A 15296-nucleotide genomic window follows, 5' to 3' on the forward strand; every position below is an offset into this window, starting at 1 on the left:
GCGTGGACCGGCCGACGGTCAGACCGTCGCGGCCCGGGCGGCACCCGCGGATCGGCGAGCATGGTCTCGGCGAGCAGCTGCGCCAGCCGGGTGGCGTCGCGCTGGGCCTGCCCGGCGCAGCAGTTGTTGAACAGCACATGCAGGTCGTCGACGTCTCCGGCCAGCTCCGCCAGCCGCGCGGCCCAGTCCCGCAGCTCCGACTCGTCGTACGCGTAGCGGAACTTGTCCTGCTTGTCGCCGTCGCCCCACGCGTCGCTGTGGCCGTGGAAGCGGACGATCGCGGGCTCCGCCGTCCGCGTCAGGATCGGCGGCACCGACGACGGGTGCCCCTGTGGCATGTCGACGCAGACCAGGGACAGGTCGTGCGCGCGCAGCAGGTCCAGGGTCGCCGCCGCGCCGGCGCCGTCGAACCAGGAGGCGTGCCGCAGCTCCACCGCCACCCGCCACGGCCGGCACCGCTGCGCCAGCTCCACGATGCGACGCTCGGCGGCGGCGCCGTGCGCCAACCAGGGCGGGAACTGCAACAGCACCGCGCCGAGCTTGCCGGCGGCCGCGATCGGGTCCAGCGCCGCCTGGAAGCGGGCCCACAGCTCGTCGTACGCCTGCTCGGGCAGATCGCGACGGCGGACCCGGCTCGGGCCGCCGGCCGGCCGCAGATCCCGGGGCAGCACGGCGACCGGCGTGGGATGCCCGGTGAAGAGGCTGAACGCCTTGACGTTGAAGGTGAAGTCGTCGGGTGTCGCGTCGACCCAGCCCTGTGTCGTCTCCGGCACCGGAACGGCGTAGTAGGACGTGTCCACTTCGACCAGCGGGAACCGTCCCGCGTAGTAGGCCAGCCGGCCGGCCGGCGTGTTGGCCGAGCGCGGATACCAGCCGGAGCGCAGCAACGTCTGGTCCGCCCAGGACGACGTGCCCACCTTGATCACACCCATGTCATTCAGTGGACAGTCCCGCGCCCCGATCGGCAACCGCTGGCGGCCGGCGCTCCCGTCGTGTCCGACCCCGAAGTGTCGGTGCCCGGTCCTAGGCTGGCGCCCGACGGACCTCGACCGAAGGGCAACACCATGACCAGCACCGCGCAGCTCACCGGGGAACGGGCCGACCTGCTGCAGACGCTGCGCCGGCACCGGGGCTTCCTCCTGCAGACCGTCGACGGGCTGACCGACGAGCAGGCCGCCGCCCGCAGCACCGTGAGCGAGCTCTGCCCGGGCGGGCTCATCAAGCACGTCGCCGGCACCGAGGAGCGGTGGATGCTGTTCGCCGTGGGTGGCGCGGAGGCCATGCAGCGCGAGGAGATCGACTGGGTCGGTCAGTTCCGGATGGCGCCGGGCGAGACCCTGGCCGGGCTGGTCGAGCGGTTCCAGGCGGTGGCCGCCCACACCGACGAGCTGATCGCCACCCTCGATCTGGACGCGGCCCACCCGCTGCCGCAGGCGCCCTGGTTCGAGCCGGGTGCGAGCTGGACGGTCCGCCGGGTGCTGCTGCACCTCATCGCCGAGACGTCGCAGCACGCGGGGCACGCCGACATCCTGCGTGAGGCGATCGACGGGTCGAAGACCATGAGCTGAGCCCCGGCCCGCCCTCGGGCGCTTCGCCTCGTGCTGTCACCACCGGTTCCCGCTCCGGGCGCCGATGTGACATCGCCCGCGGGGTGGGCGCTGAGGGACACGAGATGAACGCGGACCGGATGAACCAGGAAACCGCCGAGCGGCTGCTCGGCGGTTTCCCCGTCGATCCGTCGACCGACACGCGTCCGGTCGTGCTGCTCCTGACGGCGGTGCGTGCCGCGCCGCGCCCCGACGAGCTGGCCGGCCTGAGCCTCGCCGTGCAGGATTTCCGTCGCGCCCAGGCGCACCGCCGGCGGCCTCCCCCGGCCCACGTGTCCCCGTCCCTCGATCAGGACGCCGGCGGTGCGACAGCCCGGAGCGACGGCCGCTGAGTCACGGTCGCCGCCGGGTCCGCGGGCGGGCCTCCGCCTGGGTGGAGCGATCACCGGCGTACGCGTCGGTGTGCCCCCAACGGCCGGGGATGTCGAGCAGCTCGATACCGCCGAAGCCGCTGGGCAGGGCGGGATTCACCAGCAGGTTCTCGCCGGTGGGCCGCAGGCCCAACAGGGTGCCCAGCAACATCAGCAGCGCGCCCGAGGACCACGACTGGGGACGACCGGCCGAGGGCAACTGGACCGGATACTTGGTCAGGCTCCGCTCGTAGCCGGCGATCAGCTCCGGCACCGCTCCGCCGAGCGTCTGCGCCATGTCGAAGATGCCGGCCGCGATCCGGGCCGCGTGCGTGTCGAAACGGTAGTGCCGCAGACCGGCGGCGATCAGGGCGTTGTCCGACGGCCACACCGCCCCGAGGTGCGAGCCCACCGGGTTGTACGGGCGCTGGCCGGTGGCGAACGTCCGCACCCCCCAGCCGCTGAACAGCCGCGGCCCGAGCAGGTGCTCGGCGACCGCCTCGGCGCGATCGTCCGCGACGATCCCGCTCCACAGCAGGTGCCCGATGTTGGACGTCAGGGCGTCGACCTGCTCGCCGTACGGGTCCAGCGCCAACGCGTAGTACTCCCGGTGCGGCAACCAGAAGTCCCGGTTGAACCGCTCCTTGAGCGCCGTCGCCTCCCGATCGAGCCGGTCGGCGTACTCGGGCTCGCCCCAGAACTCGCGGGCCAGCCGGGCGCCGCGCCGCTTCGCGTCGTACGCGTAGCCCTGCAACTCGCAGGTGGCGCGGGGAAACGCGGGCAACCGCCCGTGCGCGTCGACGATCGCGTCCCGGGAGTCCTTCCAGGACTGGTTCACCGCGCCGTGCCGCTCGTTGCGGCGCTGGTAGCGCACGTAACCGTCGCCGGTCATGTCGCCGTACTCGTCGATCCAGTCCAGCGCCCGCCGGGCCGGGTGGCGCAGCTCGCGGACCAGCTCCGCGTCGCCGGACCAGCGCTCGTACTCGTCGAGCAGGACCACGAACAGCGGGGTGGTGTCGGCCGCGCCGTAGTACAGCGCGTTGGGCCGCTCCCCGAACGCGGCCAACTCGCCGTAGCGCAACTGGACCAGGATCTTGCCCGGCTCCTCGTCGTGCTCGTCGTCGAGTTGGCCACCCTGCAGCAGCGCCAGCATCCGCAGCGTCGCGCGGGCCAGTTCGGGGGTGAACGCCAGGCTCTGCAGGCAGGTGATGATGCTGTCCCGCCCGCACATTCCCATCGCCCACGGCAGGCCGCCGACCGGCACCCGGTCGGTGTACGCCAGCGGCTGGTACCGCAGCGCCGCCAGGGCGGCCAGAGCGCCCTGGTACGTCTCCTCCAGGCCCGCCCGTTCGGCCACCAACTGCGGGGCCCGGGCCAACCACGCGGTCAGGTCGTCACCCATTCCCCGCCGCAGGACCTGCTGGTGCGACTCCAGATCGGCGCGCATGTCCCGGTCACCCTCGCCCCGCATCGTCATGCTGACGTGCAGGGTGGTCTCCCACTTCCCCTCGGGCGGAACGCTGATCCGGAACGTGAGCCCCTCCTCGTCGACCTCGGCGGGGGCGGTGCTGTGCACCGTGGTGACGCGGCCGAACCGCTCCCGCTCGTAGCGCAGCACGAGTGCCGCACGGTGGGCGTCGACCGCGACGTGGACGGCCCGCGGTCGGGGCCGTGCGACGTCGGCGATCTCGGCGATGTCGGTGAAGTCAGCGCCCACCTCCATCCGCACGGTGAAGTCGGCGGGCTTCGGCGAATGGTTGAGCACGGTGATCTGCTCGTGGAAGCAGTCGTGCACCGAGCGGTGCCGGATGATCGACACGTCGGCGTCCACGTAGTGGCTCGCCGCACCGGGCACCAGGACGAACCGGGTCTCGAAGTACGTCATGTCGTCGCGGGAGAGCGCGTTGAGGCGTTCCCCGTCGACGCTGAGCACCCACCGCGACAGGAAGCGGGTGTCGAACGAGAAGAGCCCGACCGGCGCCTGCGGGTCGACCTCCATGTCGCCCTGGGCGTCGCTGATCGCGAACACGTTGCCGGCGATCACGTGCACCTGCTCCTGCCTCATCGCGACCCCTCCTGTCTCGCGAGGGCCGCCCGGCCCAGCGCACGGGGATGCCGGGCGTCGGCCGGGCCGGGGAAGATCCGCCGCAGCAGCAACAGCAGTGCCATGTCGCCCCGCACGGTCAGCTCGTTGCGCAGCAACGCCTCGGCGAGGTGCAGCTGACCGCTGGCCAACTCGTCGAAGACCGCCCGATCGGCGCGGACCAGCAGGTCGGCGTCGTCGGCCGACCGGGTCACCTGGACGTGCTGGTCGGCGACGGTCAGGTACCAGTGATCGGTACAGCCGTCGCCGCGCATGTCCAGCCGCAGCGTCCCGGCGGTGGTCTCGGACAGGTCGGGGCGCCGGCCGGCGTCCAGGTCCTGCAGGAACCGCGCCGCCGGCGTACCCATCAGATCACCTCCCGCATCCCCGCAGAATCACCCGGCGCGGGGTGAGCGGGAGTCACCCGAACCGGGTGAACCGGGGGACGCGGGTCAGACGGCCTCGACGAGGCCGCGGACGTAGGCGGCCTGCCCGGCGTGTTGCAGGTCGTCGTCGGCGATGCTGACCAGCCGCACGCCGAGAGTGACCGGCGGGTCCCACGACTCGTCCACCACGCGGTCCAGGTCCGCCGGGCGCAGCCCCGCCAGGAACGATCCGGTACGCGCCGAAACCGCCTCGTAGTAGTCGATCAGCGCCTGCGCGCTCTCCGGGCGCACCTCCGCCACCTGCGCGGGCGTGTGGCCGTAGCCGGTGTTGTGCGGGTCGGCGGTGAGCCCGAACCGCCCCGCCCAGTCCCCGTTGACCCAGATCTGCTCGGCGTCGAGCAGGTCGGCGACGTGGTGGTCCTGGACGCGGGTGAGGTGCCAGACCAGCCACCCGACCGGGTTGGCGCCCTCGCCGGGCGCCCGACGCAGCTGCTCCGGGGTGAGGCCGTCGACCGCCGCGCGGACGAGGTCGGGCAGCCGGTCGTACGTCTCGGTCAGCAGGTCACTCACGTCCACGGGGCACGCCTCCTGGTCGGTTTCCGATCACGGTACCGCCCGACACCGACAGCCAGATCTCGGCCGCTACGGTGATCACGTGGTCGCGGCGCTGGAGCTGTATCTGGACCCGGACGCCACCCGGCGGATCCGGGTGTTGTGGGACGCGTTGGAGGCCGAGGGCGTGCAGAGCATGCGCTCGCTGCTGGAGCAGCGCCACCGCCCGCACGTGTCGCTCGCGGTCGCGCCCCGCTTCGACCCCGAACAGGTCGCCGAGGCGCTGCGCGGAACGGTCGTGGCGGCCCCACTACGACTGGACTTCCAGTACGCGGGGCAGTTCGTCGGACGGGTGCTCTGGCTCGGCCCGGCGCCCACCCCGGAGTTGCTCGCGCACCACCGGTTGGTGCACGGCCGGCTCGCCGCCGCCGGGATCACCCTGGTCGAGCACTACCAGCCGGGGCGCTGGGTGCCGCACTGCACGCTGTCCATGCGGGTGCCGAACACGCTGATGGCCGCCGCGGTGCGCCGCTGCCTGGAGGTGCTGCCGCTGGCGGCGACCGTGGTCGGCGCCGCCCTCACCGACCACGCCCGCGGCATCGCCCATCCGCTGGCCTAGGGTTTGTCAAGGTCCCAGCCGTCCTGGCGGTCGACGCGCCGCCGCGCGGACACGCTCGCCGCCACCGCTGCGGCGAGCGCGATGGATGCCCCGGCCAGCAGCAGCAGACGCGGACCCAGCGGGGCGAGCGCACCGGCCAGCCCGGTCCCGAGCGAGCCGGCGGCCACCTTCAGGGCCGCCGTCGACACGAACACCTGCGTCCGCACGGCGTCCGGCGCGTACGCCGAGCAGCGCCGGCCGGGTCGCCCCGACCTGCGACACGGTGGCCAGCAACACCACTCCCACGGTCGCCCCGGCGTCCGCGCCGCGGGCGAGCGTCGCCGCGACGAGGTAGCGAGGCAGGGCGCCACGTCCGGTGGCGACCCGGACGGCGGTGTCGAGAGATCCGCTCACCTGTACCTCGCTACCCATTCGGCCGGTCGGTGCACCATCGAGGCGAGATGTCCGGTTTGGCGGGCGACAGTCGGGAAACCGAAAACAGGGGGTGCGGATGCGGCCGGGCGTGGGATGGTTCGACGTGGATGCCGTACCGGTGGTGACCCGCGCGAGCGGGCCGCCCGCGGCGGCTTCGACGAGGAGAGGCAGGGCCCATGCAGGCTCAGCGCAGGCCACCGCGCACGGAGCGGAGCCAGACCAGCCACGACCGGACCGGTGGCGGGATGACCGGGGCGGCCACGCCCCTGACCATCTGGGCCGCCGCCGTGCTGCTCGGTCGCATCGGCGCCGGTGACGACGACAGCGAGGACGAGCGGCACATCCTGCGCGGCATCGAGTGAGCCTCGCGCCCCGCTGCTAGAGCCAGCCGCGGCGCTTGAAGACCAGATAGAGGGTTCCGCAGACCAGCAGCATCAGCAGCAGCGCGAACAGGTAGCCGAAGCGCCAGTTCAGCTCCGGCATGTGGACGAAGTTCATGCCGTACACGGTGCCGATGAGCGTGGGGGCGAACAGGATCGCGGCCCACGAGGAGACCTTCTTCAGCTCCTCGTTCTGCGCGTAGCTGGCCGCGGTCAGGCTGCGCATCTCCTCGTTCTGCTGCTGCGAGACGAGTGTGGCGTTGACGGTGAGGATGTTCTGCAGCAGGTGCCGGAACCCGTCCACCCGCTCGACCACCTGGGTGAGGTGGTCGGTCACGTCACGCAGGTAGCGGCGCAGCTCCTCGTCCGTGCCGTAGCTGCCGGCGCCGGTGGCCAACGCGTCGAGCATGGTGAGCAGCGGCCGGGCGGCCCGCTGGAACTCGATGACCTCCCGGCTGAGCCCGTAGATGCGCCGGCTGGCGTTCGGGTCACCCCCGAAGACCTGGGTCTCGATCTCGTCGATGTCGTTCTCCAACCCGGCGACCACCGGCGCGTACCCGTCGACGACCTGGTCGAGGATCGCGTACAGGACCGCCTCGGGCCCCTGGGCGAGCATCGGCGCGTCGGCCTCCATCCGTCGCCGGACCGCGGCCAGGTCGGGGACCTCGCCGTGGCGGACCGTCACCACGAAACCGGGCCCGATGAACAGGTGCAGTTCGGAGAACTCGACCTCCTCCCGCAGGTCGTCGTAGCGGGCGGCACGCAGCACCACGAACAGCGTGTGCCCGTACCGCTCCAGCTTGGGTCGCTGGTGGGCGTTGATCGCGTCCTCCACCGCCAGGTCGTGCAGGCGGAACTCGCGCGCCAGCGAGGAGATCTGGTCGATGTCGGGCCGGTACAACCCGATCCAGGCCATCGCGTCGTCCTGCTCCTGTAGGCAGGAGTACGTCTCGGCGAGGCCGGCCGGCGACGCGATCCGGTGTCCCCGGATGTAGACGGCACTGTCCACCATGCCACCGGCGGGCGGGGGCGGCTCCGGCGGCGGCACGCCGACGCGGGTCTCGTGCTCGTCGAGCTGACGGCCGAAGCCACCACCCGGGCGGAAGCGACGGCCGCCGACCATGACCCGCTCCTTCCCCGGTGGCATCCGATCCGGCGGCCTCCCGGCCCGACCGGACGATTCGGTGCGAGGCGCGCCGGAGGCGCTGCATCCCCCCTGCCCCCGGGCCGAAACCCTCCGACTCGCCGGCCGTCCCCACCCGGTACGGGCGGGTTCGGCGTACCTGGGGACGGGCGCGTGTGGCCGGGCGGATACTCGCGGTGACCATGGGCGGAGGACGGGGGAAGCGCCGGTGCAGGGCAACAGGCGCGCCGGGCGGCTGCGCGGTTGGCTGCTCGACGGCGGTACGGAGCGGGCCGCGCGGCGTTCCGGGCCGGGCGGCCGCCCGCCCGAGGATCGGCACCACCCGTGGTGGAAGGTGATGTGCCTGACCGGTGTCGACTACTTCTCGACGCTGGGCTACCAGCCGGGCATCGCGGCGCTCGCGGCCGGGGCGCTGTCGCCGGTGGCGACGCTGGTGCTGGTGCTGGTGACGCTGCTGGGCGCGCTGCCGGTGTACCGGCGGGTGGCGGTGGAGAGCCCGCACGGTGAGGGCTCGATCGCGATGCTCGTACGCCTGCTGAGCTACTGGCCGGGCAAGCTGTTGGTGCTGGTGCTGCTCGGTTTCGCGGCCACCGACTTCATCATCACCATCACCCTCTCGGCGGCGGACGCGACCGCCCACCTCGACGAGAACCCGTTCTGGCCGAGCGGGCTCAAGGGACACGAGGTGGCCATCACGCTGCTGCTGGTGGCATTGCTGGGCGCGGTGTTCCTCAAGGGATTCGGCGAGGCCATCGGGATCGCCGTCGTCCTGGTCGCGGTCTACCTGGCGCTGAACGCGGTGGTGATCGCCGACGCGCTGTGGCGGGTGGTGACCCACCCGAGCGCGGTCGGGGACTGGACCACCGCGCTGAGCACCGGGCACGGCGATCCCCTGCTGGTGGTCGGGCTGTCCCTGCTGGTGTTCCCGAAGCTGGCGTTGGGCCTGTCCGGTTTCGAGACCGGGGTGGCCGTGATGCCGCACATCCGGGGGGATCGCGAGGACTCGGAGGACCGGCCGCTGGGCCGGATCCGGGGGGCGCGGCGGCTGCTCACCACCGCCGCCGCGACGATGAGCGTCTTTCTGATCACCAGCAGTGTGACCACCACCGTGCTGATCCCGCCGGAGGCGTTCAGGCCGGGCGGGCCGGCGAACGGCCGGGCGCTGGCCTACCTGGCGCACCAGCACCTCGGCGGCGTTTTCGGCACGGTCTACGACCTGTCCACGATCGGGATCCTGTGGTTCGCGGGCGCGTCGGCGATGGCCGGGCTGCTCAATCTCGTACCCCGGTATCTGCCGCGCTACGGTATGGCCCCTACCTGGGCGCGGGCGGTCCGGCCGCTGGTGCTGGTCTTCACCTCGGTGGCATTCCTGATCACGGTGATCTTCTCCGCCAGCGTGGACGCGCAGGGCGGCGCGTACGCCACCGGGGTCCTGGTGTTGATCACCTCGGCGGCGACGGCCGTGACCCTCGCGGCGCGACGACGGCGGCAGCGGGGGCGGATGTACGCCTTCGGGGCCATCGCGCTGATCTTCGTCTACACCACCCTGGCGAACGTCGTGGAACGCCCCGACGGCGTCAAGATCGCCGCGTGTTTCATCGGCGGGATGATCCTGGTGTCGGTGCTGTCCCGGCTCGTACGGGCCTACGAGGTGCGAGTCGACCACGTCGAGCTGGATCCGACCGCCGCCCGGATGATCGACGAGCGTGCCACCCGTCGGATCCGCCTCATCGCGCACGAGCCGGACCGCCGCGACCCGGCCGAATACCGCGCCAAGCTGGCACAGACCATGGCGGACAACGACTTCCCCGACGACAGCGACGTCATCTTCGTCGAGGTCCACGTCACCGACCCGTCGGACTTCGAGACCGAGCTGCCGGTGCGCGGCAGCGTGGCGCACGACAGCTACCCGGTGCTCAGCCTGACCGGCTCCTCGGTGCCCACCGCGCTCGCCGCCCTGCTGTTGGAGATCCGCGACCGGAGCAGGCGACGCCCACACATCTACTTCGAATGGAGCGAGGGTGGCCCGGGTCGCAACCTCCTGCGCTACCTGGCGTTCGGGCAGGGCGCCATCGCCTCGGTCACCCGGGAGATCCTGCGTCGCCAAGAGCCCGACCCGCGCCGCCGGCCGCACGTGCACGCCGGTTGACCTGCCGGTCGAACCGTCACCGGTGGTGAGCGTGGTCATAACGGCTGGACGATCCACAGGTGGGAGCTGCTAGCCTCGGCGCAGGTCATGAGTGCCAGCGCGAAGCCCCGGCTCGCTGGCCGGCAACCCTCCTCCGCGGTGGGGTGCCCCGGGTGAAGACCAGGCACCGGCAGGACGCCGGCGCAAGCGTGGCCTGGCACCCAGGTCAGCAACAGACCCGGGAGACCGTATGCGCATTCTCAGCCCCACGCCACCGGCCGGTCGGCTCACGCCGCCCCTGACCCGGCGTCGCCACGTGGACCTGATGCGAATGTGCAGCGCGGCGTGTAACCACCACCCCACGCGCTAACCCCTCCCCTCCCCTCCCTCCCCCGGGCGCACCACGCCCACCCCACCCTCGCGTCGATCATGACGTTGTTGCCCGCCCGACCGGCGTGTCGGGGCAACAACTTCACGATCGACCGGGTCGACACACCCTTTTGGAGACACCCGTGCGATTTTCTTCTGGCTTGAGCCGTGCCGTTGCCGTTGGGGCGGCCCTTGTGGTTGCCGGCGCGCTGACCGCCTGCGGCACCGACGACGCCTCGAACGACACCGCCGGCAATCCGTACGGCCTGGCGCAGGCCGGCGTGCTGCGGGCCGGCACGCTGACCGACGCCCCACCGAACGTGTACCTCAAGGACGGTAAGTTCACCGGCTTCGACAACGACCTGCTGACCGCGGTCGCCGGCAAGCTCGGCCTGAAGGTCGAGTTCGTCGGCACCGACTTCTCCGCGCTGCTCTCCCAGGTCAACAACCACAAGTTCGACGTCGGCAGCTCCTCGATCACGATCACCGAGGCGCGGAAGAAGACAGTCGACTTCGGCAACGGCTACGACTTCGGCTACTTCGGGCTGGACGTGCCGGCCGGCTCGCCGATCACCGGGTTCGACCAGCTCGCCGGCAAGCGGGTCGTGGTGGTGCAGGGCACCGTCCAGGACGACTACGCCACCGGCAAGCAGCTCGACCCGGTGCGGGTGCCGGACTACAACGGCGCGCTCAACCAGCTCAAGGCGGGCACCGCCGACGCGTGGATCGCCCCGGCGGAGATCGGCGAGAAGTCGGCCGCCGACAGCAACGGCAAGATCACCGTGGCGGCCAAGCAGCTCAGCCCGGCGCCGACCGCGTACGCCGTGGCCAAGGGCAGCGACAAGCTGCGCGAGGCGCTGAACAAGGGCCTCGACGAGGTGATCGCCGACGGCACCTGGAGCCGGTTGCAGGCCCAGTACTACCCGGGCCGCCCGATCCCGGCGGACTTCACCCCGGGCAGCGGCACCGTGGCGGCGCCGTCGGCGTCGGCGTCGGCCGCGTCCTGAACCGGTGACGAGCGAGCGGGGCGGTAGGAGAGGCGACCGATGGATCCGTTGAGCACCCTGTGGGAGACCTTCTTCGACGCCGACGCGATGCGCGAGGCGCTGCCCGAGATGCTGACCGTCGGGCTGCCCAACACGCTGATCCTGGCGGTCTCCGCCGCCCTGCTCGGGACGGTGTTCGGCCTGCTGCTGGCCGTGGCCGGCATCTCCCGCAGCCGGTGGCTGCGCTGGCCGGCCCGCGTCTACACCGACGTCTTCCGAGGGCTGCCGGCCGCGGCGACGATCCTGCTGATCGGCGTCGGGCTGGCACCGTTCGGCATGCAGGTCTGGGGACCGGACCCGTACCCGCTGGGCATCCTCGCGCTGTCGCTGATCGCGGCGGCGTACATGGGGGAGATCTTCCGCTCCGGCATCCAGTCGGTGGAGGCGGCCCAGTTGGAGGGCGCGCGGGCACTCGGCTTCTCCTGGGCCGACGCGATGCGGCTGGTGATCATCCCGCAGGGCATCCGGCGGGTGCTGCCCGCCTGGGTCAACCAGCTCATCGCGCTGATCAAGGACTCCAGCCTGGTCTACTTCCTCGGCCTGGTGGCCAGCCAGCGGGAGCTGTTCCGCATCGGGCAGGACTATGCGGCCACCACCGGCAACGAGTCCGCGTTGCTGCTCGCCGGGCTCTTCTACCTGGCGTTGACCGTCCCGCTGACGCACGTCGTGAACGCGATCGACCGGCGGTTGCGCCACGGCCGGCCGGCCACCGCACCCGCCGACGACGAGGACGAGGACGACCCGGCGCTGACCGGGGCCCCGGAAGGAGACCGGCGATGACCACCACCGCGACCACCACCTCGGTCAGCCTCCAGGCGCGCGACGTCCACCTGGCCTTCGGGCCGAACCGCGTGCTGCGCGGCGTCGACCTGACCGTGCAGCGCGGTGGGACGGCCTGCGTGATCGGGCCGTCCGGGTCGGGGAAGTCCACTCTGCTGCGTACCCTCAACCGGCTCATCGAGCCCGACCGCGGCGACGTGCTGCTGGACGGGCGCAGTGTCCTGCGCGACGATCCGGACGCGCTGCGCCAGCGGGTGGGCATGGTCTTCCAGCAGTTCAACCTCTTCCCGCACATGAGCGTGCTGCGCAACGTCACCCTGGCGCTGCGCCGGCTGCGCAAGCTCGGCGAGGACGAGGCGGTGGCCGTCGCCCGCGCCCAGTTGGAGCTGGTGGGGCTCGCCGGCAAGGCCGATGCCCGGCCGGCGCAGCTCTCCGGTGGTCAGCAGCAGCGGGTGGCGATCGCCCGGGCGCTGGCGCTGCGGCCCGAGGTGATGCTCTTCGACGAGGCCACCTCGGCGCTCGACCCGGAACTGGTCAAGGGGGTGCTCGGGGTGATGGCCGACCTGTCCGCCGCCGGAATGACGATGGTGGTGGTCACCCACGAGATGGGCTTCGCCCGGCACGTCGCCGACACCGTCGCCTTCATGGACCGGGGTGTGGTGCTGGAGGCCGGCCCGCCGGAGAGGATCTTCGAGGGCGCCGAGCATCCCCGGCTCCGCCGCTTCCTCGCCCAGGTGCTCTGAGACGACCGCTCAGCCGGCCTGGAGGCGCAGGTGCACCGCGAACACCTTCAGGTCGCCGAGCAGCTCCAGGATGGCGTTGCGGTACGCGACCGACGCCCACAGGTGCAGCTCCTCGTCGTCCAGCCCGCCGAACGCCAGCGAGAGCGCCTTGCGCCGGCGCCGGTCGAGCACCTTGTGCGGGCGGGTGAGCAGGTCGCCCTCCCGGCGCAGCGCCTGAAGGTAGGCGGCCACCGCCTCCTGGTAGTGCCGCCCGGCGACCCGCTCCAGCAGGGTGAACTCGAAGACGTTCAACGCCGCTTCGGAATCCCAGTACGCGGCGTCGCGCACCGGCGCGCTCGCGACGTGCCGGCCCATGGCGTGCCGGGCCTCGTAGAGCAGCAGCACGCCCCGGCCGGTGGTGCTCAGCGGCCGGCGGGGCGACGGCAGCCGCAGCGTACGCACCGGCGCCGCGGCGGTCAGGTCCATTGCGCCGGCGTACGTCGGCATGCGGTGCGTTCTCGACGCCGGCTCCGGCAGCAGGCAGGCCCGCTCCTGGTAGGGCAGCGGGCCACCGGTGGGCACGGCGCGCACCGTCGCGGCGTGCAGCTCGGACAGGGGCCGGTCGTCCGGGGCCGGGCCCGGTGGCAGGGTGAGCACGAGACCGTTGATGCCGGGCACCGGCACGCCCAGCACGCAGGAGGTGCGCAGGAACGCCCAGGTCGCCGCCGCCTCGCGGATGCCGCTCGCCACCGCCTGCGCGTCGGCCCGCCAGTCCTGGGCGATCCGCAACCGCTGCGCCAGGTCGGCGGTCGCGGCGCCGTCGTGCGGGTACAGCTCCCGGACGGCCCGGGGCAGCGACCCGAGGCGCAGCTCCAGCGGGTCGCCGGTGGGCGAGGCCACGGCGTGCCTCGGGCAGTCGGCGGCGGAGTGCGGGTCACCGTCGACCGCGTGGCAGTCCCCCAGCCAGCTCGCGCCGGGCGGACCGGCCGGACGGGCGAACGCCAGGTGGGGCAGCCGGCCGGTGCGCAGCACCGTCTCGTACTGCCCTCGGGTGCGCCCGGCGCGCAGCACGTCCAGCGGCAGCATCGGCGCCAGCGCCAACACCCCCGCGAGGACGACGCAGTGCGGGCAGGCGTCGCGCACCCGGTAGCGGCGGAGGTGGTCCACGCCGGGCTGCTCCCACTGGACGCCGATGACGGCGTCGTCCTGCGCCATCAGGTAGAGGAACTCGGTGGCGACGCGTTCGCGGGTGACCGCCACCAGCTCGTCGAGGAACTCCCGCTCGGTGACCGCCCGCAGGTCGGCCTCGCTCCCTCCGGTGGTCATGGGCACCCCCTCGCGGACCGAACACATCGACGGAAGCCGAACCGGTTCTTACCGTACCCGTCGACGACGTGGCCGAATGTCCCGCACGCGTGGCGGGCGGTGTCACCAATCCGTCAGGCCCGGACCGGGCCGCACCGGCGGGTGTTCACTCGTTGGGTCCCCGCCCCAGCAGCCGGATCTCCTCGTTGTCCAGGGCGGCCTGAAGCTCCTGGAGCACCAGGTCGTCGATCTCCCGGTTGTCGCGCAGCCGGGTCAGCTCCCGCCGCTTGTGGGCCAGGACGCCGAGGCGCAGTCGGCGGTCCAGCCGGCGTTCCTCGGCGGTACGCCCACCGCTGTCGTTGACGTCCGCCAGGTGCCGCTGGTACTCGGCCTGTAGCCGACGTACCGCCTCCCCCTCGACGCCGACCTCGGCGGCGACCTGCGGCAGCGCGTCCAGGCCGGCCTGGGTGGCGCGCAGGCGGGCCTGCCGGGCCTCGTCAACGCGTTCGGGGTCGCCGGTCAGCCCCGCCCAGCGCACCACCAGCGGCAGGGTGGTGCCCTGCACGAGCATGATCACGACGATGACCAGCGCGGTGACGAAGATGATCAGGTCGCGTTCGACCACCGGTGTACCGGCGGCCGTCATCGTCGGGACGGCCAGCGCGGCGGCGAGCGACACTGCGCCCCGGAAACCGGACCAGCCGGCCACGATCCCCACCCGCCAGTTGGACGCCGACTGGTCCTCGTCAAGCATCCGGCGGCGCAGCTTCGCCGACTCCGCCGTCAGGTAGAGGAACAGCAGCCGGGTGGCGACGACGACCGGGGTGACCACCAGCACGATCGCCAGGGCCCGGCCCGGCGAGGTGCTGGAGATGTCCTTCACCGCCCGGGGGATCTGCGTGCCGAGCAGCACGAACAGCCCGCCGTTGATGAGGAACGTGGACAGGTCCCAGAACGCGTACGCCAGCACCCGGGACCGGGCGCGGATCACCCGCGGACCGGCGTACGCCAGCACCAGGCCGGCGACCACGACGGCCAGCACACCGCTGGCGTGCACCGAGTCGGCGAGCAGGAACGCGCCGAACGGTGTCAGCACGCTCAGCGCCCCCTCGCGCAGCGGGTCGTCGAGCCGCTTGCGGATCAGCACCACGGCGGCGCCCACCAGCAGACCGGCGACCACCCCGCCGACGCCCGCCCCGACGAACTCCTCGCCGATGCCCAGCACCCCCGGCTTCTCGCTCTGGGTGAGCAGACCCACGGTCACCCCGAAGATCACCAGGGCGGTGCCGTCGTTGATCAGACTCTCCGCGTGCAGGGTGGTGAGCAGCTTCCGGGGCAGGCGCTTGGCCAGGCCGGTGACCGCGGCGGCGTCGGTCGGCGCGAGGACCGCGCCGAGCACCCGGCAGCCGCC

General features: G+C 72.5%; 16 protein-coding genes and 1 riboswitch. Of the genes, 8 read left to right on the forward strand and 8 right to left on the reverse strand.

Annotated features, from left to right (window positions below):
* Positions 1 to 932: DUF72 domain-containing protein (locus AB0J68_RS11945; RefSeq protein WP_363938100.1), on the reverse strand; the 932-nt coding region annotated here is incomplete at its 3' end.
* A gap of 132 nt (positions 933 to 1064) precedes the next feature.
* On the opposite strand from AB0J68_RS11945, the gene AB0J68_RS11950 reads away from it, so the two are divergent.
* Complete coding sequence (locus tag AB0J68_RS11950) at positions 1065 to 1568, forward strand: DinB family protein (protein ID WP_363938102.1); 504 nt, start codon at positions 1065 to 1067, stop codon at positions 1566 to 1568.
* A 104-nt stretch (positions 1569 to 1672) separates the two neighbouring features.
* Positions 1673 to 1939 (forward strand): hypothetical protein, encoded by a 267-nt coding sequence (locus tag AB0J68_RS11955; protein WP_354855088.1) that lies wholly within the window; start codon positions 1673 to 1675, stop codon positions 1937 to 1939.
* 1 nt (position 1940) lies between these two features.
* Here the strand turns inward: AB0J68_RS11955 and AB0J68_RS11960 are convergent, their stop codons facing one another.
* The 3 genes from AB0J68_RS11960 to AB0J68_RS11970 form a co-directional block, all read right to left on the reverse strand.
* A complete protein-coding gene (locus AB0J68_RS11960) occupies positions 1941 to 4022 on the reverse strand; it encodes a glycogen debranching N-terminal domain-containing protein (protein ID WP_354855087.1) in 2082 nt (693 codons plus the stop codon).
* Positions 4019 to 4408, reverse strand: a complete 390-nt coding sequence (locus AB0J68_RS11965) for an SCP2 sterol-binding domain-containing protein (protein ID WP_363938105.1) — start codon at positions 4406 to 4408, stop codon at positions 4019 to 4021. The genes AB0J68_RS11960 and AB0J68_RS11965 overlap by 4 nt, the downstream gene beginning before the upstream one ends.
* 84 nt (positions 4409 to 4492) lie before the next feature.
* Positions 4493 to 5002, reverse strand: a complete 510-nt coding sequence (locus AB0J68_RS11970) for a DUF664 domain-containing protein (RefSeq protein ID WP_354855085.1) — start codon at positions 5000 to 5002, stop codon at positions 4493 to 4495.
* 79 nt (positions 5003 to 5081) lie between these two features.
* On the opposite strand from AB0J68_RS11970, the gene AB0J68_RS11975 reads away from it, so the two are divergent.
* Entirely contained in the window at positions 5082 to 5597 is a 516-nt protein-coding gene (locus tag AB0J68_RS11975) for a 2'-5' RNA ligase family protein (protein ID WP_355136042.1), read from the forward strand.
* On the opposite strand, the gene AB0J68_RS11980 is transcribed toward AB0J68_RS11975, so the two are convergent.
* The gene (locus AB0J68_RS11980; protein ID WP_355136040.1) at positions 5594 to 5803 is read right to left on the reverse strand and encodes a hypothetical protein; all 210 of its coding nucleotides are present in this window, start codon (positions 5801 to 5803) and stop codon (positions 5594 to 5596) included. The two genes, AB0J68_RS11975 and AB0J68_RS11980, sit on opposite strands and share 4 nt — an antisense overlap.
* 384 nt (positions 5804 to 6187) lie before the next feature.
* Between AB0J68_RS11980 and AB0J68_RS11985 the strand changes: the two genes are divergently transcribed.
* The gene (locus AB0J68_RS11985) at positions 6188 to 6373 is read left to right on the forward strand and encodes a hypothetical protein (RefSeq protein ID WP_007457747.1); all 186 of its coding nucleotides are present in this window, start codon (positions 6188 to 6190) and stop codon (positions 6371 to 6373) included.
* A 16-nt stretch (positions 6374 to 6389) separates the two neighbouring features.
* On the opposite strand, the gene corA is transcribed toward AB0J68_RS11985, so the two are convergent.
* Complete coding sequence (gene corA / locus AB0J68_RS11990; protein WP_355068145.1) at positions 6390 to 7514, reverse strand: magnesium/cobalt transporter CorA; 1125 nt, start codon at positions 7512 to 7514, stop codon at positions 6390 to 6392.
* 229 nt (positions 7515 to 7743) lie between these two features.
* Here corA and AB0J68_RS11995 point away from each other — a divergent pair, with 229 nt between their 5' ends.
* The 4 genes from AB0J68_RS11995 (at position 7744) to AB0J68_RS12010 (ending at position 12601) form a co-directional block, all read left to right on the forward strand.
* On the forward strand, positions 7744 to 9684 hold the full coding sequence (locus AB0J68_RS11995) for an amino acid transporter (protein WP_363938109.1): 1941 nt from the start codon (positions 7744 to 7746) through the stop codon (positions 9682 to 9684).
* Positions 9685 to 9767: 83 nt separating this feature from the next.
* Positions 9768 to 9879, forward strand: a riboswitch (SAM riboswitch).
* A 314-nt stretch (positions 9880 to 10193) separates the two neighbouring features.
* Positions 10194 to 11039: an ABC transporter substrate-binding protein gene (locus AB0J68_RS12000; RefSeq protein WP_363938112.1), complete on the forward strand. Its 846-nt coding sequence runs from the start codon at positions 10194 to 10196 to the stop codon at positions 11037 to 11039.
* 39 nt (positions 11040 to 11078) lie between these two features.
* Positions 11079 to 11858: an amino acid ABC transporter permease gene (locus AB0J68_RS12005; protein ID WP_363938114.1), complete on the forward strand. Its 780-nt coding sequence runs from the start codon at positions 11079 to 11081 to the stop codon at positions 11856 to 11858.
* The gene (locus AB0J68_RS12010) at positions 11855 to 12601 is read left to right on the forward strand and encodes an amino acid ABC transporter ATP-binding protein (RefSeq protein WP_354855078.1); all 747 of its coding nucleotides are present in this window, start codon (positions 11855 to 11857) and stop codon (positions 12599 to 12601) included. The genes AB0J68_RS12005 and AB0J68_RS12010 overlap by 4 nt, the downstream gene beginning before the upstream one ends.
* 9 nt (positions 12602 to 12610) lie before the next feature.
* Here AB0J68_RS12010 and AB0J68_RS12015 read toward each other — a convergent pair whose 3' ends face one another.
* Positions 12611 to 13906 carry a hypothetical protein gene (locus AB0J68_RS12015; protein ID WP_363938117.1) on the reverse strand — a complete coding sequence of 432 codons (1296 nt, stop codon included), beginning with the start codon at positions 13904 to 13906 and terminating at the stop codon, positions 12611 to 12613.
* 145 nt (positions 13907 to 14051) lie between these two features.
* A partial coding sequence (locus tag AB0J68_RS12020) for a Na+/H+ antiporter (RefSeq protein WP_363938120.1) occupies positions 14052 to 15296 on the reverse strand: 1245 nt, incomplete at its 5' end.

Source organism: Micromonospora sp. NPDC049580, assembly GCF_040675595.1.
Classification (GTDB): domain Bacteria; phylum Actinomycetota; class Actinomycetes; order Mycobacteriales; family Micromonosporaceae; genus Micromonospora.